This window comes from Pantoea sp. S61, from assembly GCF_016625145.1.
Classification (GTDB): Bacteria; Pseudomonadota; Gammaproteobacteria; order Enterobacterales; family Enterobacteriaceae; genus Pantoea; species Pantoea rwandensis_B.
In genome coordinates this window covers 25,325-44,587 of the sequence record NZ_JACVUO010000013.1, presented here as the reverse complement: position 1 = coordinate 44,587, position 19,263 = coordinate 25,325, and the positions used below count along the sequence as shown (strand labels likewise).

Below are 19,263 nucleotides of genomic sequence, written 5' to 3'. Positions count from 1 at the left end.
AAGTATTTTGTTAGAACTTCTCTCATAATGCAGAAGTGCCAATTGGAAGTGATGAATTTAACGAGTTGTTTATTAAGTTTGCAAGCAGTAAACCGCAATAGTAAATGCAAAGGCCACTTTACTTAAAGTGGCCATTTAACAAATTTAGTGCCAGGTAATAATGTACAGTTCTCTAGCCAAATTCCTAAATCCCATCTCCCGCCTCACAATTCCTTAACTCAAACTAGACGTTTCCCGCGCAATACGTAGATACTCATTACACCAGATGCCAAACATTAAATTTCTGAAACAAATTATATCAGCGACTTAACTTCCGGCGCAGCGGATCGCCGTTGCGCGCGTTGTCTTTCTCTGTTGAGGGATGCGTTGTGTTCAAATTGAATCCGGTGTTACTAAGCCTTGTGGCGGCGCAAGGTTTGATGTTTCCTATCTCACTGTCGTGGGCGGCGGAGTTAAGGCCTTATACGCCTGAAATTAATGACAATAAGGTTGGGGTTTATTGTCTATGCAATGGATCGACGCAAACGCTGCGCGGTTTACCGCAATTCGCACCCGGTGAGAGCGGGGCAACTTCGGCGACGCTTGGCGAATTACAAAGTATTGGTCGAATAATCAATGACAACCTGATTGGCGAGCAGAGACTGCAAATTGGCCAGCAAAATCTCACCATTCAAATACCGAATTATGACGATTGGACATATACAAATTTCGATGTTTATAACACCGCCGATTTAGTGGATTTACCGACTGTCGGCCTCGATACCGTAGTGCCAGATTATTATGATGTAAACGACAAACAATATATTAATGCGCGCATCGGTTCCGTCAGCAACGGCACGCTAAATATCGATATTGGCGAACATGGCGCGGCGGCTAATTCCTCCACTAATAGCTGGTCGATGGCGGCGAAACAAAGCCAACTGTTTACCGCCACCAAAAAAGGTCACCTCAACTGGGATTCCGATAACCGCATCGCCTTCACCGCAGCCACGCCACCTTATGGCGGCGATCGCCTGGCATACGACGCGGGCAACGTGGTGAATTATGCCGGAGCCATCAGCGTTTCAACCCTGGATGGCGGCACCACCCACTTCAACATCAACAATATCAACGATCTGCGTAACTACAATAATTGGCTAATTGAGCAGGTCACCTTATCCAACCTCAGCACCGACCGCTACAACGACGAATTCCACAAAGCCTTCACCCAGCATGACGGACGCGTGGTGTATCGCATGAGCACCAACAATGACGACGATGAAGTGGCGCAAGCGCTGGGTGATCAAGTGGTGCTAAGCGCGGATGGCAAAGATGCCAGCGTCAAAATCAATCGCGGCAAAACCCTCGAAGTGTTGGATAGCCACAGCGCGGTGATGCGCGCCAGCAATGGCGCGAAAGCCATTATCAACGGCAAACTTTCCAGCAACGGCTCCGGCTTAGAACTGCTGAACAACGCGCGTGGTCGCAATAACGGCGTAATCAACGCAGGATTCCTCAACAACGCCGACGGCAAAGGCGTTGATAGCAACACCATAGGCGCAGGCATTGGCGTGCTTGCCACCAATGGCAGCCGCTTCAGCAATAACGGCGTGATCAACTTCCAGCCTGGAAACAGCGATAGCGCGGCGATTTCGCTCTACGATGCGCGCGCGATCAATCGCGGCAACATCAATCTCGGCGTCACCGAAATCATCGGCAGCGGTTCGATGACCGGCGTGATCGCAAGCGGCGCAGGCGGTTTCACCAACGCCAAAGGTGGCACCATCTACATCGGGCGCACGCCGCAAAATCACAACAATGACCCAACCAGCGATGTCGCGGTGAACCTCAGCGGCGGCGCAAGCGCCATTCGCAGCTTCCTCGGTTCCCGCACGGTCAACAACGGACGCATCGTGATCGGATCGCTGGTGCAGAATGCTGTCGGTATGCTGGTTGAATACGGTCCCAATGCCACCGCGCGTAACAATGGCGTGATCGATGTGAATGGGATGGCAGAAGGGCAGCCGCGCGAGAATGTCGGCATGTTGGTGATTGATTCCGGCAGCGGTGGCAAAGTCGGCAACGGCAAAGCAGGCACCATCAATCTCAACGGTTACAACAGCACCGGCCTCAAAGTCATCGCCCACGCGGGCGAAAGCGCTAAAGCTTATTCTCGCGCTGCTATCAACATCCTCAGCGATGCTGGCCAATATGGCACAACCGATCACAACACTGCCGTTTGGGTCATCGGCGAAGAGGGCGGCAATGCCGTCGCCAACGTGAGCGGACCGATTCAGCTTGGCGGCAACGATGCGATTGGTATTCGCGCCGAAGGTAACGCCACGGTGAACGTCAGCGCCAGCGCTGTTCCGGTTGCCGGGCCGCGCGTCATATTTGGCCTGCAACGGCAAATCAGTTTCTACACTAAAGGTGAAAACGCCAAAATCAACCTGCCGAAAAATGGCAGCTTCTCGACAGCGGTGGTCGATGGCACGATTTTTCGCGTCGAGGATGGCGCGGACTTTGACGGCCGTGGTCTAACCCTTTCCGTGAACGAATTGAATACTACCGGCGTATATGGCGGCGGCGTGGGAACCCAGGTTAATACTAACGGCGCAACGCTAAATATTGGCAACGGGGGCGGTGGGGGTATCGGGGGCACCGGGATAAAAATTGCGCATGGTGCGCAAGGGACGATTGATGCTGCGACACGCTTTAACCTTGATGGTTCTAGCGTGTTGGCGGCAGAAGTTGATGGCTTAGCCTACACGTTGCAAGGCGTGGCCATTGATTTCGAACACGGATTCAATACCGATACGCTTCTCACCAACCATGCTGAGATAAACGGAAGCGGCCGCTTCCAGGTCGGTTTAATCGCCAGCAATCAGGCTCAGCTTACCAATACCGGGCACATCACTTTTACCGGCGAGGACAGCGGCGGCATTTACGCGCAAAGCGGTGCGAAGGTGACCAACAGCGGCACCATCAACGTGACCCTGCGCAGCAACGCGTTGTATGCGTATGGTATGCCGGATTTGGGTGATAACACCGCGTTAACCGAAATCTTCAACAGCGGCACCATCAACATCTACAACCGCGACAGTTTCGAGTTGAACACCACCATCGGCTTGATCGCCAGCAACTCATTGGCGCGCATCTACCAAAACGGCACCATTAATCTGTATGGCGAAGAGGCGATGGGCGCCAACGCATTCTTAGGCGGTCGAATCACCTTTGGCGCGGACAGCCGCATCACCTTCAACGACGCGAATCAAACTGGCTATCGTGCCGCCGATGAGGGCACGCAACTGATCAGCAACGGCAACAATGTGGATGTGCGCACCGCGAATTCGACGCTGTATGACATCAGCAATAGCGCGTGGCTGTATACACAGAATCCCGGCAACGTGACGCTCAGCGGTGAAAATAGCCGAGGCATTGTGCTGAGTGGTGAAGGCACGCAGGTGTCCAGCACCGACAATTATGTCGCGAGCGGCAGAGGTGCCACCGTGATGACCGCCAGCAACCGCGCCGAGGGCGTCATCAGCAGCGGCATTACGCTCAGCGGCGAAAATACCACTGCCGCGATTGCCAGCGGAGATGAAACGGAAATCTACGCAGCCTCCACCATAAACGGCAACGGCGCGAATGCGACGGCGTTTGACGTCAGCGGCGGTGCGCGCCTGTTTAACCAGTATCAAGGCGTGGTCGAGCTCAGCGGATCGAACAGCACCGGCGCGCGCGTGCATGACGGCGGCAACTTCATTAATCGCGGCAGCATGCACATCGCGTCAGGTATCGGCATCGATGTCAGCAGCGGTTACGGTCAATACGTGCCGGTCGATAGCGCATTGCGCGTCGATGATGGCATTGCGGCGATGCGCGTCGGCAGCGGCGCATGGATGAAAATCTATGGCGACGGCCAGGGCTACAGCGTGATGCAGGCCAACGGCAGCGCCGACGGCTTGTTGCTGGATGTTGGCGCGGATGGGTTCGAAGCCGACAACATCACTATCGGCGCGTACGGCAGCGGCAGCGCGATCAACAACCGCGCCGAAACACCGAACATCAATCTGGATAACGTGCGTTTAGAGGTAGCAAACGGTAACGGCATTCGCTCGGCGACCTCATTCAATCCCACTGGCAGTGCGCAAATCAACGTTAGCGGTTCGGGCACCGGTTATCGCTTTGAAAACGCCAATGGTTCAACCACCAATAACGATTTGGTGATCGGGCCGAATTTTTCGATTGTGGTAACCGGAACCGGCAATGGCGTGATCGCCAACACCCGCGGCAACGTGATTTCTCAGGGCTTGATTGATATTCAGGCGGCGAACGGCGGCTCGGCGATTGTCACCAAAACCGCCAGCCAGGTGATTAACCAGGGCACTATCAGCTCGCAAAGTCGCGTTGCGCCGCTGATCGACCTGCGCGGCGGGCAAACGGTGTTTATCAATGAGGGCACCATTAATGCGCCGTTCCCTGATCAGGTTGTTGTGGCGAGCGGCGCGACCGATGACGTCATTGCGCTGTTGGATGGTGCGGTGGTCGGCGACGTGAACACCGGCAACGGACGCGATGAACTGATTGTCACCGGCGGATCCATCAACGGCAGTTTGACGATGGGCAGCGGTGCGGGTAATCAGGCCACGGTGCAGAAGGTGAGTCTGGCTGATACGCGCCATATCACCACGGAAAATGGCGCGGGCAGCACGCTCAATCTCAGCCAACTCAAGGCGCGCGGCGGCTCGTTCGCCAGCGATGATGCGGCAAAAGGCACCAATTTGGGTTCAGGCTGGAGCACGCTGAACTTCCACAACACCCAATGGACGTTAACCGACAACATCAAACTGGCGCACAGCACGATTAACATCGATAGCGGTTCAACGCTGTTCGCGGGTGATAACGTCAATCCGCGGTTGCAGGGCAGCACCAGCGATTCGCTGGTGGTGAATAACGCGGGCACCCTCGATCTCACCAACGGCGGCAATACGGCGGCGAATACGCTAACGATTGACGGCGAACTGGCGTCGGCGGGCGGCAGCGTCAAGTTGAACGCCACAGCGACCAACAGCGATGTGGTGCGGGTGAATGGCGCGGCATCGGGCGTGACACAGGTTGAAGTAAAACTCGCGGGCGCGCCGCTGTTTGACAGCAACGGCGATGGCGTGATCGCTGCGAACGAAGGCGTGTCGCTGGCGCAGGTGTCCGGCAGCGCGAATGCCAACAGCTTTGCGCTGAAAAGCGGCTATGTCGCATCCGGGCCGTGGCAATACGGTTTATACAGCTTCGCACCGGGCAGCAATGACGCAGCCCGCAGCGCGTGGGATTATCGACTGGCGAACGCCTTCGTGTGCGAAGACGGCAGCCTGTGCCAGCCGTCAGCAGGCGGCGCACAAAGTGGCGCGCGTCTGGCGGTCACGCCGCAGGTGCCGTCCTACATCTCTGCGCCGGTTGGCCTCGCTTATTACTCGCTGGCAATCACCGACGATTTGCATAAACGCCTCGGTGAACTGCGCCAGCAGCAGGCAAATCCGGATGCGGTTGGCGGCGAGATGTTTATTCGCTACATCGGCTCCAACCTGAAATACAAGACCAATCAAAGCGTCAGCCATTACGGCTACGACTTCGGTCTCGACTACAGTGCGGTGCAGCTCGGCGGCAATGTGATTCGCCTGGATGGCGAGGACAGCAGCCTGCGCGGCGGCGTGGCCTACACGCGCGGCAACACGCGCATTCGCCCGCACGCAGCAGATGGCTACAGCTCGACCAGCTTCGACAGCGACACGCTGTCGCTCTACGGCACCTGGCTGCGCGACAGCGGTTTTTACGTGGACGGCTCGCTGAGCTGGGGCTGGCATCGCGGCGCGACTGACATTGCACGGCAGAAAGATGTCGCCAAACCAAAAGGCAACGGCTGGACGGCATCGGTTGAGACGGGTTATCCGCTGGAAGTAGGCGGCGGCGTGCGCATCGAACCGCAGGCGCAGATCACCTGGCTGCAAATGAAGATGGACAGCTTCACCGATCGCGATAACACCCGCATTTCCTACGACGATTACAGCCAGACAATTGGCCGCGTCGGCGCGCGCGTGGATAAAACCTGGCAGGACGGCAGCGCGAATCAGTACACGCCGTATCTGCGCGTGAATTACACGCAGGGTTGGGGCGGCACCGCGAAAACGAAGATCGGCGCGGCGGATACTGGCAGCGGTGAAACCTTCGACAGCGGCAAGTTCGGCAAAATGTGGGATGTCGGCATGGGCGTCACCGCGACGGTGAACAAGGATGTGGCGCTGTACGCCGAAGCGGATTACCGCAAAGAGATCGACGGCAACGGCGCGAAAGGCTGGCGTTACAACTCGGGCGTACGCTGGTCGTTTTAATTGCACCGGTCGCCGTTCTGGCTACCGAAAATGTTTCACGTTTAAAACCCGTGCGATAAATGGAGCTGCGTCCCCGGTTATATCCGCACTGTAGCGTTTGGCGTGACCGTCGTAGTCATCACGATCCTGACGGCGGCCATATTTCCCGAGATTCACAAATTGTTTTTATTCACCATCGTAACGTTCTCTTGCTCGGCGGAAATTATCCGCTGATGTGATGATCCAGGACCATAAAGGTAACATCTGTAAAAGCATTTCCTCTCCCGTAGAGGTCATCGTATAAACCACTCGAGGCAATTTTTCATGATAATCCTGGCGGGAAATAAGTCCGTCGCGTTCCAAATGGCGAAGCGTGCGTGTCAGCATTCTTTGCGTGACGCCTGTAAGGTGGCGGCGTATCTCTCCATAACGAAGAGGACCACGGGTCCCAAGAATATCTTGGTCAGATACTCACCTGACAGAAGTCCATCCGTCTTCGGCACAAAGGACGCTCTGAAGCTTGCTGATAAGCGCTTCGGCCTGAGCGCTATTTTGCAGGATGATTGGGAAGCATTGCCTTATCCTCCTGTGGGCCAGAAGTGATCATCAACTCGCAGGCAGGCGGCATCAATACGGGACTGAGCGGCAGCCAGGTTGTCGATGAAATCCTGCACGCTTTCCGCACGGGGCCAGCGATTGTGCATCTCGTGGCGGGGCTGCGTATCAGCTATTGCAGAGGGTTCGGTGCTGTTTTCGATGTTTTTCATAGCGTATAGACAAGGGCTCGGCACTCCATTAACATTGTCCTAGGCTAAACTATTATTTGAACCAGATCAATGAAGATAAATGGAAAAACAGCGGGTGATATTTTCGACCAGATCCGCGCAATGATCCAGGCAGGAGAACTGGCTCCGGGTACTGTTCTGCCTACTCTACGTGAGCTGGCAAGTGAGCTGGGTATCAACCGTAATACGGTTGCTTTAGCTTATAAGCGCCTGACGGATGCGGGTTTTGTCATATCGAGAGGCAGAAACGGCACGATTGTACGCGAACCCATCGCGGCCATTGATATCGAAGGTAGCGCACCCGACCTGGTCCTGCGCGACCTTGCCAGCGGCAACCCCTCGGCTTCGGTCCTTCCCCCGGTCAGCCAACTGGCTACGTATATTGCCAATACCCCGGGTCTGTATGGTGAAACCTTGATTCGCCCGAAGCTTGAAACAATAGGCATTGAATGGCTGCAGCCCGATCTGAATACCCCTTTTGATTTAAACCTGACTAACGGCGCTGTTGATGCCGTCGAAAGGGTGCTTGCCAGCTACCTGATTGCAGGCGATCGCGTGGCTGTAGAAGATCCCTGTTTTCTCAGCAGCATCAGTACGCTACGGTACAGCCGCCTTAAGGCTGCACCTGTGGCAATCGATGTGGAAGGAATGCAGATAGAGGCGCTGTCACGTCAACTTTCTGCTGGCGTACAGGCAGTGATCATCACGCCTCGCGCCCACAATCCAACCGGATTTGGTCTCAGTGCGGGCAGGGCTGAAGGTATACGTACCTTGCTGACAAGTTATCCCCAGGTGCTGGTGATCGTGGATGATCATTTTTCGCTGCTCTCATCACAGGAATATCACCACGTTGTGCCGGCAAATACCCGTAACTGGGTGCTCATCCGTTCGATGTCCAAGTTTCTTGGACCTGATTTACGTATGGCCTTTGTGGCAAGCGATGCGGAAACCTCACAGCGTCTGCGCCAGCGCCTGAATGCCGGAACCAACTGGGTAAGCCATATTCTGCAAGATATGGCAGCGGGTTACATGAGTTCGCCTGGCTTTAAACCCTCAATGCTGGCCGCACGTGAGCGTTATCTCGGCCAACGGCAGCGGCTTGTCAGTGCCTTGCAACAACATGGTGTCACGGTTTCAGGCCATCACGATGGCTTGAACGTATGGGTTCCGCTGGCACAAAGCAGCGCGACAACGGTTATGCAAATGGCGCATAGGGGCTGGTTGATTCGGCCTGGAGAAGGTTTCATCCTGGATAATGCCTGCTCTGGGGTAAGGATCACCGTTTCTGACCTTGATGAACCGGAAACTGAATCAATTGCTAAATCTCTGGCCGGTATTCTGGCACAGCAACGTCAGATTCAAGCCATCAATAGGGCTTGAATATCACTTATGGAGTTCTCTGTAATGCACGTACATTTCATCGTACATGAAGATTTTGAAGCACCGGGTGCTTATGAAACATGGGCCAGAAATCAGGGTCATGATGTCACATATTCACGCGTCTACGCAGGCGATACGTTACCCGCTGACGCGGAAGGTATCGATATCCTGATCGTCATGGGCGGCCCGCAGGATCCTGCCACCACACGTGAAGAATGTCCGCACTTCGATGCGAAAGCTGAGCAGGCGCTGATTGCTTCTGCGGTGAAAACCGACAAAGCTGTCATCGGTATTTGCCTCGGCTCACAGCTCATCGGTGAAGCACTCGGCGCGCCGTTCGCTCACAGCCCGGAAAAAGAGATTGGTAAATTCCCGATCACACTGACGGAAGAAGGCAGCAAGGATGAGATGTTCTCTCATTTTGCCAAAACGTTAGAAGTGGGGCATTGGCACAATGACATGCCGGGCCTGACCCCGGATGCAAAAATCATCGCTTACAGTGAGGGATGCCCGCGCCAGATCATTGCGTACTCAGATCGCGTATTTGGTTTCCAATGCCATATGGAACTGACGCTGGATGTTGTTGACCTGCTGATCGCGCATTCCGAAAAGGACCTGAGCCGCGCCGCAGAATATCGCTTCGTTAACACGCCAGAAGAACTTCGCGCACACGATTACAGCGAAATGAATCAGGTCCTGTTTGGGTTCCTGGATAAGTTACAAGCTCGCTACCAATCCGCTTAGCAAAACTTCAAGAGGCGGCGAATGTCGTGACTTTTCTGGCCAGCGAATGCCGCATTGTTCTTCGCCCAATCCCTATGTTTTAGCATTGAGGGAAAATCTCGGGAAATTACGCACCCTGAAAAGCCTGTTCCCGGACTGACGCATAAACTTCCCCAGAGTTCCTATACCGAAAGGATGACAATTCTTTTGTTCTTGACGCCTCAGTGGGTTAGATTCATAACTTATCTTTTCGGGTAAACCCATACAACACGGTATATTTTATTGCCGTGTTGTCCGCGCTGATAACTTTGAATCGCGCGCCTTTATAGGTGACGATGTCACTCCCTTTCGCATCAATGGTAAAGTCAGAGGTTGTTTCTCCTCGAGTGACGGAAATCTCACGATAGGTAAATTTCATCACACCCCCGGCATTGCCGTTGTACTCAATGCTTTTCACTGGTGCGTTACTTAATTTACAGACTCCATCCGGCACGCGTTTTATCGATATCTCAGAGGATGTATAAGTCGTGTGATTTGGCGGGCTGACTGTATTTTTTGCGGCATCGTAGGTGACGTAATCCTGGTAGTTAACGACATGGCCATAGATGTTAATCAGACCTACCGCCAGCGGATTATCGTAGTTCCGGTAAACATCACCATACGCATGGCAATACGTTCCCGAGGCGACAGTTGAGAAGGTGCCTTTCGCGCTTCCTAATTCCAGTGCATCCCCGACTAGCCCCGTCGTCGATTTAATAACAGCATCACCCATGTAAGCGGTACTGGTCTCACCGGGGACGGGTTTAATGTATTCAACGCCGGTCGGGAGTGACGCAGGTGGCGTCGCGCAACCCGCAAGCATGACCGGTAAGGTGAGTGACATCAGCAGGTGTGGTGTTTTTATGAAATTCCTTTTATCCCAGAAAATGAGACAAATAAGATAGATTAAAATCCTGCTAAATCATAACCATGAGCGACTAAAACAGGAAGCCAACCTGAATGGGATGTCTTAATCATGGCCCTTACCCGAAATCCTCCTCATTCATCTGAGTGTGATAGCATGTTCCCTCAGAAACCGTCAGGGAAACGTCATGAGATCCAGTATCCGAGCAAAGATTGTGCAAGTATGTGAAGCAAAGATTGCGGCGAAGGGGGATGATGTCGGCGTGTCATTTTATGCTTTCTTTGCCAACAAGAATGATGACCCGGAATTACTCATGGAAGTCGCCCAATGGTGGATCATGGAGATGAAATTGGATCATTTCGAGAAAGCCAGAAAAATCATATCTCTCGTGTAGGTCAGTTAGTTTATTAATCATTTTCAATGGCGGCTATGAGCGATCTGCGGACATTTTAGTGGGGCCGATAAAGTCGTGATGCCCCAACCGTAAAAGAGCTTTAATTTTGCTTGTTCTGGTAAAGGTCCCAGCGATTGCCGTAGATGTCCTCAAACACAACGACCATTCCGTACTCTTCCTCCCGCGGCTCCTGGCTGAAGTGAACACCCTTTTCCTTCATGGCGTTATAGTCACGCCAGAAGTCGTCAGTCTGCAGGAAAAAAATACCCGCTCGCCGCACTGGTTGCCGATAAAGCCTTCCTGACGCTCGTTTGAAGCTCGGGCCAGGAGAAGATAACAGTCGCTTTACGGATTGGGCGTCACAACGACCCATCGTTTACCCGGCTGCGGCGTGTCTTCTACCAGCGTAAAGCCCAGCTTGTCAGTGTAGTACTCAATTGCACGGTCATAGTCGTCGACCACGATAGCTACATAACCCATGCATCGCTTTTGCGTTCTCATCTCTGCTCCAAAGACTTCAGGCACTGCTGAGCTAAAGCAATTTTTTAACACAACAGAAAGCTATTAGCAGTATTAATGATTCCAAAATATCAACTTCCGCTCCTGGCATACAGCAGCCCGTTGAACAATTAAGTTACCTGTCATATTTCGGCCGCCCTGTACATAATGATCAGATGAATATGTCATCCTGCTTTTTATCCATACCATTCCTTTCTTCAGATAAACGAAACCCGTTTTTTCCCTTCATCTTCTGCTGATACATGGCTTTATCAGCACGTTGCATGAGCATATCCGGCGTTAAGCCATTTGCCGGATAAACCGCTGCGCCATTAGATCAGACGCTTGCTGGTAAATAAAAGTGCGTTGGGCGTTAAGCTTATCGCGTGTGTTACTCCTCGTGCTAACACCAGTGTGACGCATTGCAATAGCTGACGTGCTCTCAGGATCCAACATCGCCGGCCTCAGACCGGAAGTGCTTACTCCTGTTGCTCCCGGGCCATCCGCCCAGGATTTCTTTATCCACTTTTTCCTGTTCATAATCCCCCACAGTTCACGGCGGCCCGATATAAATAAAAAACCCACCGGGAGGTGGGTAAGCCAGAAAGCTCAATGTAGGAGATAGCGCTTAACGGTTTCCGGATCTGTGCCCACCGTTTTAAGAGCTTTCACCAGCTTATCCTGCGTAGTCTATAAAGTGAGCATCCAGTATGTAATCTGCCATTGTTCATTTATCACAATGATCTTTTTATCTTCCGGCTCGCGGCGGTGAAAAATGTAACTCATCAAAACCCCGGATTAAGGACAAAACGGCTTATTTGCTGTGTGACGCAGACGAAGAATGGCACTGAAACTGAGGGGATTAAAATTGAAATGGCTGACCGTAATGAGCAAAAATTTTTATCAAAAAAAAAGCCCACTTAATGAGTATCAGTGGGCCTGTTTTGTTCACGCCGGAACAACGCTCTCTCGCAGAGGTGGGGTTAAGCACTGCTAATGTCGCGCTCCAATCTAACATCGCATTGCCTAATCCGTAACCCTATAATTTACATAGATTGTTATTTAAGATTAGGCTGCTTCCCTTCGGAATGTTCTCATCCAGAAACCCCTGGGTGTAAGTCTGTTAACTTTTCTGCTGAAATTTCATGATGAATTGATTAGCAGGACTCATGCCTTATTTCGCCCGATTTTGTCGAAACGGCCGGATTTGCGGCAAAACTTTGGGATTATCGCCATTCCTTCAGCCCCTTGTGCCGAAAGACGTCATCTGTTTACGCAGAAAATGTGACACCACGTCCTGAGGGGGCTGAATGCCACACGCTTTGATAAGCCAGCTCACCGCGCCGCGGTGTCGCGTACCATGCAGTAACACCTGCTCGATAAGGCTGAGGGGGCTTGTCTGTGCCACCTTTTCGTCTCTGCGCTGATAAATGATGGGGCGATCCCAGGCTTCCGCCGTCATGCCAGCCGCATATTCAATGAACCAGCCGGAGCAGGCCAGCATGCACGGCACCAGGACTGCTTGCTCAGGCGGCCTGCGCGGTCTGATATTCGGCCAATATGGCGCTTCCCCCTTCAGGTTGGCACGAATGAGCATGTCAGTGGCGTGCATGTGGTACATGAGCCTGAGCATCTCACGGTGTTCAGCGCGGAAACGGCGCGCGTCCGTTTCGGCAATGGCGCTCAGCATCCCGGCATCCATCCAGTGCTTATATCTCAGTAACGTCAGGGCGGTAACTCTTTGCATAATTTTTCCAGAGCGTCAGCACGTCCGGCATAGCGGTAGCGTGAAGTACACATTTAATTAATCCGGCGTGGACTGAGACTGACAATCCGGAGCTTATCGCTGCCAGTCTTTTCTGCGACAGAAGGGTTTCAGGCTGAGAATTCACATTCACACCTTAATGCAATGCACAGGATATACCTTCCATACCGGCGGCGGGACAGGGTGATGCCTCCGGTAAGTGCCTGCAGGTGAGTAAGGGCGGTGAGGCGCATCTGAGTGTAGTCGCCTGAGGGGATCATGACAGCCCGGTGAAAAAAATTCTGGCAGGGTCAGGTATTCACAGCTAAGGTCCGACCACGAGTAACGTACTGCCTGATTGTATGGATGTGAATAAAACAGCTCATTGCGACGGTGAGTCATGTAGTCTGCGCACAAAGTCTGCCGGGCGGGACTGCTTATTGTGGTTGGCTCTCGGTGCTATTCGTTCAGGATATTGCTTACAGGGTTCGAAGTTTTAAAAAAGAATGTATTGCATAGATACATAAGGCCGGGTAAGCCTGCTGCATGTTGAAAGAAAATATCCCATGCGCATTTGCCAAAAACATGATTTATCGAAAAATTTTGAAACGCCTTCTATTCTGTCTATAGTTATTTCCGGTCCGGAACTCCTCCGGATTTGGGTGTAATGGAAACTGAATCTTTTTCACGGGTACCGTCCTGGGATTTTTTTCCAGACCTGGCGATTTGTCCTGATTTTTTCGCTTCGCAGCTGTCCGGAAGCAGGGGCCAGTGCGGAACACTGGTAGTGTCGAGGTGATATTATCTGGCTTCAGAACAAGTGCTTACTGGTCCAAAATGGGCTGGTTTTCCGCTTCCCCCCATTGACCTGACTAATCAGAACAACCTGGCCGCCATCGGGCTTTTTCTCAGCATAATCATTTCAGTTAATTCCTTCTCTTTGTCAGTCAATTGGCGAGCATTATTAACCAGAATCACATTCTCCCAAATGTATCCGGTAGTTTTATGAAAAATAAATTCATGTTTTTTGATTCAATGGGTGCAGCAGTAGATAACGTCCTGCTTCACTATTTTTTGTGATGTCAGAAAACAAAGCTGACTGGCTGCTATGCTCTGAACACGGTGAATCCCTCTATGCGACGGGGCCAGGCTACACAGGTACAGCAGGAACAAAAGCGCGATTCAGGTGGTAGCCTTTCTGAATCACCGGGAGGCACCCGGCACCGTAACTTTTACTGAAGAATGAAGAAGCGCTACGGAGGTGGCCATGCTCTGGATGGAACAGGGGCTGTATCTCAGGGTGGAAGAACTGCCAGGCGGCCCGCGGCCGCTGCCACTGCTGAGCGGATTCAGCCTCACGACGGCCTACAGGGCGCTGGGGTGCTTTAATCCGTCGGAAACGTCTGACGCATACTTCATTCTTTCCAATGACCGAGACGAGGTCTGGTTTATCTGTAACCGGCATCTGCGAACCGTTGTTATGCGCCATGACTGCACGGCATTCCGTTTGCCGCTCTCTTCCCTGGACGAACGTTTCGTGATAGGTGAACTCCCGGTGTTACCCCTCAGGCTCAGCGATTAAACAGCATTCTGAGAAGAACCTTCAGGTGTTCTCTCTCGGCCTCATCGTCGGCACCGTCGAGGCGCCCTATCAGTTTCAGGCACAAGGCGGTGCGCGTGAGCCGCCGCTCCTGACGCAGGATTTCAACGGTGATGCGGCCCAGCAGCTCAATCTGGCAGGGGTGAGTGACCTGGCTGAAATAGCCGGTCAATCCGGCTTCTTTTTCCGGAGGTAGTCCGTCCTGTCGCATCAAATACCCGTGCGTAGTGAATGAGGTCGGGCGCAAAGTAACCGATGCACAGGCGCGTGTACAGCAGTAATCCTGCGGTGCTCTATCTTTTAAAAAGCACCACCCATTATTGCAGACAATTCAGCGATATAAATTAACGCTCCGGTTATTAGGGAGGCTAAGTGAACAGAAAAGTAACGGCGGACGACAGCATGCCCATTACCCTGCCCGACACCAGCTTCAGCCAGGTGCTGAATCCGGAAGACACCAACCGGGCCGACACCCGCGCCTTTCTTGCCCGCGACGTGGAGTCTTTTACGCTGCCCGGGCTTGTGACGCCGTTCGGCTACACACTCTGGCAGAACAGAGCCGAGCGACAGTTCAGGCTGGTCACGCAGGAGCCCGAGCCGGAGACCGTGTATGCGGTGAGGCTGGAAGAAACCGAAGACTTCACCTCGCCGGAGCGCGCCTGCATACAGGTTATGGTATGGCGCACCCGCCAGCCTCAGCATGAGGGGGCGGTGCACGGCCTGGCGCGCCGTTTCTTCTGCCATTTTCTGCATCGCTGGTCGATCATCATTACCGACAGCGCGCAGACCAATGCGGCAAAAGTGATGTGGGAGGGAATGGTGGCCTGGGCACTGCGCGACCCGGAGCACTACGTGTACGTGTGGGACGGCACAGGCGAGTCTGGCTGCCTCCACCCGGTGCGCAGCTGGCTGGCGTTCTGCGGCCACTGGGCCGCCTTCTGCTGGGGCGCGGAGCCAGAAAGCCACCTGCGGCGACGGGTTGTCATCAGCACGCACCCCCTGAACGCTGTGCAGAAGTAATACGAATGCGGAACGGCGCGCCTGCAGAACAACTCTCCACCGGAGGGATGTCACGCGCCGTTCCCCGCACATAGCCTGGCGCATATCGCTGAAGTCGCAAGCGCGGGGATCCAGCGGGCCCGCATTTTAGATTCAGCCACTCTGCAATTCGTGTCCGCCGTCATATCCTTAAAAAATATTGTGCTGAGCGCGGGCAGTTTTGTGCGGATGTGCCACACTATAACCGTCTGATATACATGACAACTTTTATCTGAGGAACACATCATGACAACAGTAAGACGCGGTGGAGCCGGAAACTTCGCGGCCGACCCGGCACGCGCCTCTGAGGCGGGCAGCAAAGGCGGCGCCGCCAGCGGCGGCAACTTCAAAAACTGTCCCGATCGCGCCCGCGAGGCCGGCCGTAAAGGCGGGCTTATCAGCCGGCGGGGCCCAAAACCCGAAGTTTAAATAAAACAACACGGACGCGCGCCGGAAGAAAATTTTATCCCGGCGCGCTTAATTTGGAAATATGCATTTCCAAATTATCTCTGAGGTTGAAGCAGAATAATCAACGGAACCTACCCCCTGATTTTTCTAATATGTGGCGCATATTCATGGCCAGTAACCTGCAGGCTTATCATCCATATTTTTCAGGCCATGTTAAATCCTCTTCTGAGATTAAATCCCGAAACATTCACATGCTCAGGCTGCATCTCAGGATGAAAACGATTTCAGACTACACATAAGTTTTATTCAGTATTTTCCGATATTTACCTCTCATAATCTGTCAGGCATCTGAATTCAGGGTGTTTTTTATTGCTGTGCGGCTGAGCGTAATTCTGACTGACGGGATAATGCGCGGAAAGTATTTAAATGGAACCGGTTTTCAGTCCGTTAAGTGACTACACTGAAATATCGTAATAAAGCGGAGGGAGAGCAAAGCATGCCTGATAATGACCATGACCAGAACCAAATGATTATTGGCGAAGCGGCAGTTCATCTGGCGATGAATAATGCGGACATTACCGTTGGCTCGCTTATCCGCGAGCTGGCTGAGATGGCCGACGTAGAGGAAAATCCAGCGCGCTGCGTGCAGATAAGAGGGGCGAAACGCTGGCTCCGCAGGTTTGAGTCATTACCGGGCAACCGGGACGAGCTGAGATGGATTACCGCCTCAGGCCGCGGCTCAGCGCACTGAAGGCATTCCCGCCTGTTCGGATGATACCGGGCAGGCTTCTTCCCTGTACCCCGGCCCCTGAGCTGAGCATGCTGTTCTGACTGTTGTACAACCCTTTCGTTAACTCGCTCATCATTCGCGCGCTGATACTCACCTAAGTTACTGTTTAGTAACATCTAGCACTTTTTGCACAAAAAGATAAGCTGTACAACAACACAATTGCTGTACAAGTTTGATTTAGTTGTATAACTTTACGGTCAGACAGAGCCGACTACATTTTAACCATTGAGAGGTTCACCATGCGTCAGAACGTTACGAAATTCCCGGACTCCGCCAGCGACATTGCGCATTACTTCAGCAAGGCGTCGGCGCCAACCCAGCAGGAAACGCTGGGGCAGATTGTCGTAGAAATCCTGCGCGCAGGCAAGAACCTTAATCGTAAGGCCATCTGTACCAAACTGCTGCGCCGCCTTGAAGTGGCAGCGAATCAGGAAGAAGAGCGTCATTACCAGACGCTAATCGGCATGCTGTTTGAACGCTGAGTTACACCGGTGTTATGAGGCGGGACCCGCAGCATGCATTCAGGACCGCCCGGAATGGCCGTCCTGCCATCCTGCCCGGAAGGCACGAACCGGAAGATGCGGGTATGAATAATAAAGATTTAACTCGTCTGGCCGACGTTGTGCTGGGCGAGGCGGTGGTCGCGCTGCTGAGCAGCGAAGACCACATCAGCGCAGACGGCGTGGCACGGCAGCTTCGCGCTATGAACGGCGGCGAGACGAACCCGGAAAGGCGTGCAGCCATTGCCCTGGCGCTGGGCGAGGTGCAGAGCGAGTTTGTACAGTCACGTGAGAGCCGCGACGCAGACGTGCTGGCATTCGGTGCCCTGACCGGCCCTGATGGCGGTAACAATAAGTAAACTGAAGACCGAATCTCCGACCAGTGCGGAGAGTGGCAGGACGCCCGCAGGACGCGGCTACCCGGGAGGTGGCCGTTTTTTATTTCAGGCACTGAGCCTGGCCACTTTTGCCCGCAGGGCCTGACGGATAACATCATGCAGCTTAACGAACATCACACCACCGCCGAAGCCGACATCATCCAGCACTTCCGCAGCGGCGGCGACGCGCTGGCCGCCGAGACCGCCGTGCTGGACGCCGTCATCCGCGACATCGTTATTCACGGCAAAAAGGTCACCAGCAAGGCGATCATTCTTTATCTGATCGCCGAGCTGGAGAGTACCTCAGACGTTGTCGAGCTTGACGTGCTGCGCAGCGCGCTGGAAATCGTGGTGGGCAAAACGCCCGACGACGAAGGCGTCTGAGGCTACTTCTGCTGTGTGACGTGCGCGGCAGACAGCGCAGCCGGTGAGTCAAACCCTCCCTGTGAAGCCCACACGGAGCAGCTGACGGCGGCGGCGAGGGTTACGGCAATCCAGACTTTCACAGGCATCTCCCGGTTAAAAAGGTTTACACTTCTCAGTGTGGCACGTCACCGTCATTGCGCGAGGAGTGATCGTCAGAACGGGAGGAATCTGAAGGTCAGTGCATCTGCTGAGCCAGCAGCCTGACGGCGCGTTCGCAGCTTTCGCGCATCCCGGTAGCGCCTGCCGCTTCGCCCATGCTGTGCAGGGCGCTGGTGATTTCGTGAAGGGTGAGGTACTGGTCCGGCTTAAGAAGGCGCGCCACGACCGTTCCGATAACGGCGTAGATATCTTCGGCGGTGGTGTCATCGTTCATATGACCTCCGTCCGTAAGGTGGATAAGTATACAGTATATCAGAAAGGCGACCCCGGGGATACAGCAGCGCCCCGGTTGACTTCAGTGAAGCTTCTGCGCTGACATACCGTCAGTGCCGTGCACCCCGGTCTTTTCAGCGGCGCGAATCTGCATTTCCCGCCGCACCTCTTCAATGGCGCGCAGCCCTGCGCGAACGCGGTCTTCATCCGTTTCATGCTCAATAGCCGCCCGCAGGCGGTCCGTCAGGACGGCCCAGCTGATGGCGATGTCCTCTTCCAGCAGCGCGGTGACGGCCTCGCCAATCATGATGTCGGCCATTTTTTCTTCAAAGTCATTTTTCATGGGGTTTTCCGGCAGCAGGTTTCGGGCGCAGAGCTTACCATAGCGCAGCGGGTCCGGACATTAACGGGGGAGAAGAACCTGTAGAAAACTTTTGCGCTGCAGCGTCATCGATGTCCGGCTGAGGTATTCTGTCCTGAAAATACCTTACTCCGGCGCCGGTAATTTCTTTCTTCGGCTGCGCTGCTTTGCTGCAGGCGGGGCGGTTTCCGCCACCGGAGAAGGCTTCTCCAGGCGGTACAGGCAGACGTCGCCGCGCTCCGCCAGACTCGCCGGCCAGATCATGGCCGCGTTCCCGTCCTCCACATACAGCTCGCCCAGCGGCTGTACCACGGCCCAGGGCGCGCCCAGCGTGCGGCGCAGCTGCAGGATCTCCTGCGCCATCGCGACGGCCTCCGCGTCATGGCTGTCCGGATCGCCGGCGATGTGACGGAGCCTGTTTTCGCTGAGCATGGTTGCCTCTCCTGTGTGTTATTGCCTGTTGCACTGATAGCCCACCGGCAGATTGCCGGATATCTCCTGCTGGCGCATGCTGCAGTTATCTCCGGTGCTGAAAACAGGGAGATTACGAAACCTTTACGCTTAATAACTCGCTGACGGCTTGCAGAGTCCGCAACCCATTCTACACTGGGCGGACCAG

At 53.9% G+C, this 19,263-nt stretch carries 18 protein-coding genes and 2 pseudogenes; 11 read left to right on the top strand and 9 right to left on the bottom strand.

The features are described 5' to 3' along the window. Positions 1–368 precede the first annotated feature (368 nt). Positions 369–6,365, top strand: coding sequence for an autotransporter outer membrane beta-barrel domain-containing protein (locus IAE30_RS21090; RefSeq protein WP_200680928.1), 5,997 nt, complete (start codon positions 369–371; stop codon positions 6,363–6,365). Positions 6,366–6,530: 165 nt separating this feature from the next. Here the strand turns inward: IAE30_RS21090 and IAE30_RS21085 are convergent. After that, a pseudogene (locus IAE30_RS21085) lies at positions 6,531–6,800 on the bottom strand (winged helix-turn-helix transcriptional regulator); the annotation flags it as partial. A 122-nt stretch (positions 6,801–6,922) separates the two neighbouring features. Further along, positions 6,923–7,111, bottom strand: a complete 189-nt coding sequence (locus IAE30_RS30105) for a hypothetical protein (RefSeq protein ID WP_234465300.1) — start codon at positions 7,109–7,111, stop codon at positions 6,923–6,925. 69 nt (positions 7,112–7,180) lie between these two features. Here IAE30_RS30105 and ptsJ point away from each other — a divergent pair, with 69 nt between their 5' ends. Further along, on the top strand, positions 7,181–8,509 hold the full coding sequence (ptsJ, locus tag IAE30_RS21075) for a transcriptional regulator PtsJ (RefSeq protein ID WP_200680927.1): 1,329 nt from the start codon (positions 7,181–7,183) through the stop codon (positions 8,507–8,509). Positions 8,510–8,533: 24 nt separating this feature from the next. Beyond that, positions 8,534–9,253: a type 1 glutamine amidotransferase gene (locus tag IAE30_RS21070; protein WP_200536860.1), complete on the top strand. Its 720-nt coding sequence runs from the start codon at positions 8,534–8,536 to the stop codon at positions 9,251–9,253. A 214-nt stretch (positions 9,254–9,467) separates the two neighbouring features. Here the strand turns inward: IAE30_RS21070 and IAE30_RS21065 are convergent, their stop codons facing one another. After that, a complete protein-coding gene (locus IAE30_RS21065; RefSeq protein WP_234465298.1) occupies positions 9,468–10,115 on the bottom strand; it encodes a hypothetical protein in 648 nt (215 codons plus the stop codon). Between the two features lie 208 nt (positions 10,116–10,323). Here IAE30_RS21065 and IAE30_RS21060 point away from each other — a divergent pair, with 208 nt between their 5' ends. Then, on the top strand, positions 10,324–10,530 hold the full coding sequence (locus IAE30_RS21060) for a DUF6500 family protein (protein WP_200536859.1): 207 nt from the start codon (positions 10,324–10,326) through the stop codon (positions 10,528–10,530). A 100-nt stretch (positions 10,531–10,630) separates the two neighbouring features. Here the strand turns inward: IAE30_RS21060 and IAE30_RS21055 are convergent. Together IAE30_RS21055 and IAE30_RS21045 are read right to left on the bottom strand one after the other, a co-directional pair. After that, positions 10,631–11,031, bottom strand: a pseudogene (locus IAE30_RS21055) (VOC family protein). A 1,237-nt stretch (positions 11,032–12,268) separates the two neighbouring features. Further along, positions 12,269–12,775, bottom strand: a complete 507-nt coding sequence (locus IAE30_RS21045) for a DinB family protein (protein ID WP_200680926.1) — start codon at positions 12,773–12,775, stop codon at positions 12,269–12,271. Positions 12,776–14,039: 1,264 nt separating this feature from the next. Between IAE30_RS21045 and IAE30_RS21040 the strand changes: the two genes are divergently transcribed. Beyond that, positions 14,040–14,354, top strand: coding sequence for a hypothetical protein (locus IAE30_RS21040; RefSeq protein WP_200680925.1), 315 nt, complete (start codon positions 14,040–14,042; stop codon positions 14,352–14,354). Here IAE30_RS21040 and IAE30_RS21035 read toward each other — a convergent pair. Further along, complete coding sequence (locus IAE30_RS21035; RefSeq protein WP_045816981.1) at positions 14,344–14,583, bottom strand: biofilm development regulator YmgB/AriR family protein; 240 nt, start codon at positions 14,581–14,583, stop codon at positions 14,344–14,346. The two genes, IAE30_RS21040 and IAE30_RS21035, sit on opposite strands and share 11 nt — an antisense overlap. Positions 14,584–14,744: 161 nt before the next feature. On the opposite strand from IAE30_RS21035, the gene IAE30_RS21030 reads away from it, so the two are divergent. From IAE30_RS21030 to IAE30_RS21005, 6 genes are all read left to right on the top strand, one after another. Beyond that, the gene (locus tag IAE30_RS21030) at positions 14,745–15,392 is read left to right on the top strand and encodes a hypothetical protein (protein ID WP_200536855.1); all 648 of its coding nucleotides are present in this window, start codon (positions 14,745–14,747) and stop codon (positions 15,390–15,392) included. 264 nt (positions 15,393–15,656) lie between these two features. Beyond that, complete coding sequence (locus tag IAE30_RS21025; protein WP_075564136.1) at positions 15,657–15,839, top strand: general stress protein; 183 nt, start codon at positions 15,657–15,659, stop codon at positions 15,837–15,839. 475 nt (positions 15,840–16,314) lie between these two features. Further along, positions 16,315–16,569 (top strand): hypothetical protein, encoded by a 255-nt coding sequence (locus tag IAE30_RS21020; protein ID WP_200536854.1) that lies wholly within the window; start codon positions 16,315–16,317, stop codon positions 16,567–16,569. Between the two features lie 278 nt (positions 16,570–16,847). Then, complete coding sequence (gene ycgZ, locus IAE30_RS21015) at positions 16,848–17,090, top strand: regulatory protein YcgZ (protein WP_039328007.1); 243 nt, start codon at positions 16,848–16,850, stop codon at positions 17,088–17,090. A gap of 104 nt (positions 17,091–17,194) precedes the next feature. After that, complete coding sequence (locus IAE30_RS21010) at positions 17,195–17,467, top strand: hypothetical protein (protein ID WP_166936812.1); 273 nt, start codon at positions 17,195–17,197, stop codon at positions 17,465–17,467. A 135-nt stretch (positions 17,468–17,602) separates the two neighbouring features. After that, positions 17,603–17,869 carry a biofilm development regulator YmgB/AriR family protein gene (locus IAE30_RS21005; RefSeq protein ID WP_200680924.1) on the top strand — a complete coding sequence of 89 codons (267 nt, stop codon included), beginning with the start codon at positions 17,603–17,605 and terminating at the stop codon, positions 17,867–17,869. A 217-nt stretch (positions 17,870–18,086) separates the two neighbouring features. Here IAE30_RS21005 and IAE30_RS21000 read toward each other — a convergent pair whose 3' ends face one another. From IAE30_RS21000 to IAE30_RS20990, 3 genes are all read right to left on the bottom strand, one after another. After that, entirely contained in the window at positions 18,087–18,284 is a 198-nt protein-coding gene (locus tag IAE30_RS21000) for a hypothetical protein (RefSeq protein WP_200680923.1), read from the bottom strand. Between the two features lie 81 nt (positions 18,285–18,365). Beyond that, positions 18,366–18,626 carry a hypothetical protein gene (locus IAE30_RS20995; RefSeq protein ID WP_160833702.1) on the bottom strand — a complete coding sequence of 87 codons (261 nt, stop codon included), beginning with the start codon at positions 18,624–18,626 and terminating at the stop codon, positions 18,366–18,368. 144 nt (positions 18,627–18,770) lie between these two features. Next, the gene (locus tag IAE30_RS20990) at positions 18,771–19,076 is read right to left on the bottom strand and encodes a hypothetical protein (RefSeq protein WP_200680922.1); all 306 of its coding nucleotides are present in this window, start codon (positions 19,074–19,076) and stop codon (positions 18,771–18,773) included. Between the last annotated feature and the right edge of the window lie 187 nt (positions 19,077–19,263).

What these genes read in the sequence shown, in the direction of transcription:
- IAE30_RS30105 (WP_234465300.1), bottom strand. Translation starts at nt 7,111, where the DNA reads ATGAAAAACATCGAAAACAGCACCGAACCCTCTGCAATAGCTGATACG.
- IAE30_RS21010 (WP_166936812.1), top strand. Translation starts at nt 17,195, where the DNA reads ATGAATAATAAAGATTTAACTCGTCTGGCCGACGTTGTGCTGGGCGAG.
- IAE30_RS21040 (WP_200680925.1), top strand. Translation starts at nt 14,040, where the DNA reads ATGCTCTGGATGGAACAGGGGCTGTATCTCAGGGTGGAAGAACTGCCA.
- IAE30_RS21070 (WP_200536860.1), top strand. Translation starts at nt 8,534, where the DNA reads ATGCACGTACATTTCATCGTACATGAAGATTTTGAAGCACCGGGTGCT.
- IAE30_RS21035 (WP_045816981.1), bottom strand. Translation starts at nt 14,583, where the DNA reads ATGCGACAGGACGGACTACCTCCGGAAAAAGAAGCCGGATTGACCGGC.
- IAE30_RS21045 (WP_200680926.1), bottom strand. Translation starts at nt 12,775, where the DNA reads ATGCAAAGAGTTACCGCCCTGACGTTACTGAGATATAAGCACTGGATG.
- IAE30_RS20995 (WP_160833702.1), bottom strand. Translation starts at nt 18,626, where the DNA reads ATGAAAAATGACTTTGAAGAAAAAATGGCCGACATCATGATTGGCGAG.
- IAE30_RS21025 (WP_075564136.1), top strand. Translation starts at nt 15,657, where the DNA reads ATGACAACAGTAAGACGCGGTGGAGCCGGAAACTTCGCGGCCGACCCG.
- IAE30_RS20990 (WP_200680922.1), bottom strand. Translation starts at nt 19,076, where the DNA reads ATGCTCAGCGAAAACAGGCTCCGTCACATCGCCGGCGATCCGGACAGC.
- ycgZ (WP_039328007.1), top strand. Translation starts at nt 16,848, where the DNA reads ATGCGTCAGAACGTTACGAAATTCCCGGACTCCGCCAGCGACATTGCG.
- IAE30_RS21000 (WP_200680923.1), bottom strand. Translation starts at nt 18,284, where the DNA reads ATGAACGATGACACCACCGCCGAAGATATCTACGCCGTTATCGGAACG.
- IAE30_RS21020 (WP_200536854.1), top strand. Translation starts at nt 16,315, where the DNA reads ATGCCTGATAATGACCATGACCAGAACCAAATGATTATTGGCGAAGCG.
- IAE30_RS21060 (WP_200536859.1), top strand. Translation starts at nt 10,324, where the DNA reads ATGAGATCCAGTATCCGAGCAAAGATTGTGCAAGTATGTGAAGCAAAG.
- IAE30_RS21065 (WP_234465298.1), bottom strand. Translation starts at nt 10,115, where the DNA reads ATGTCACTCACCTTACCGGTCATGCTTGCGGGTTGCGCGACGCCACCT.
- ptsJ (WP_200680927.1), top strand. Translation starts at nt 7,181, where the DNA reads ATGAAGATAAATGGAAAAACAGCGGGTGATATTTTCGACCAGATCCGC.
- IAE30_RS21005 (WP_200680924.1), top strand. Translation starts at nt 17,603, where the DNA reads ATGCAGCTTAACGAACATCACACCACCGCCGAAGCCGACATCATCCAG.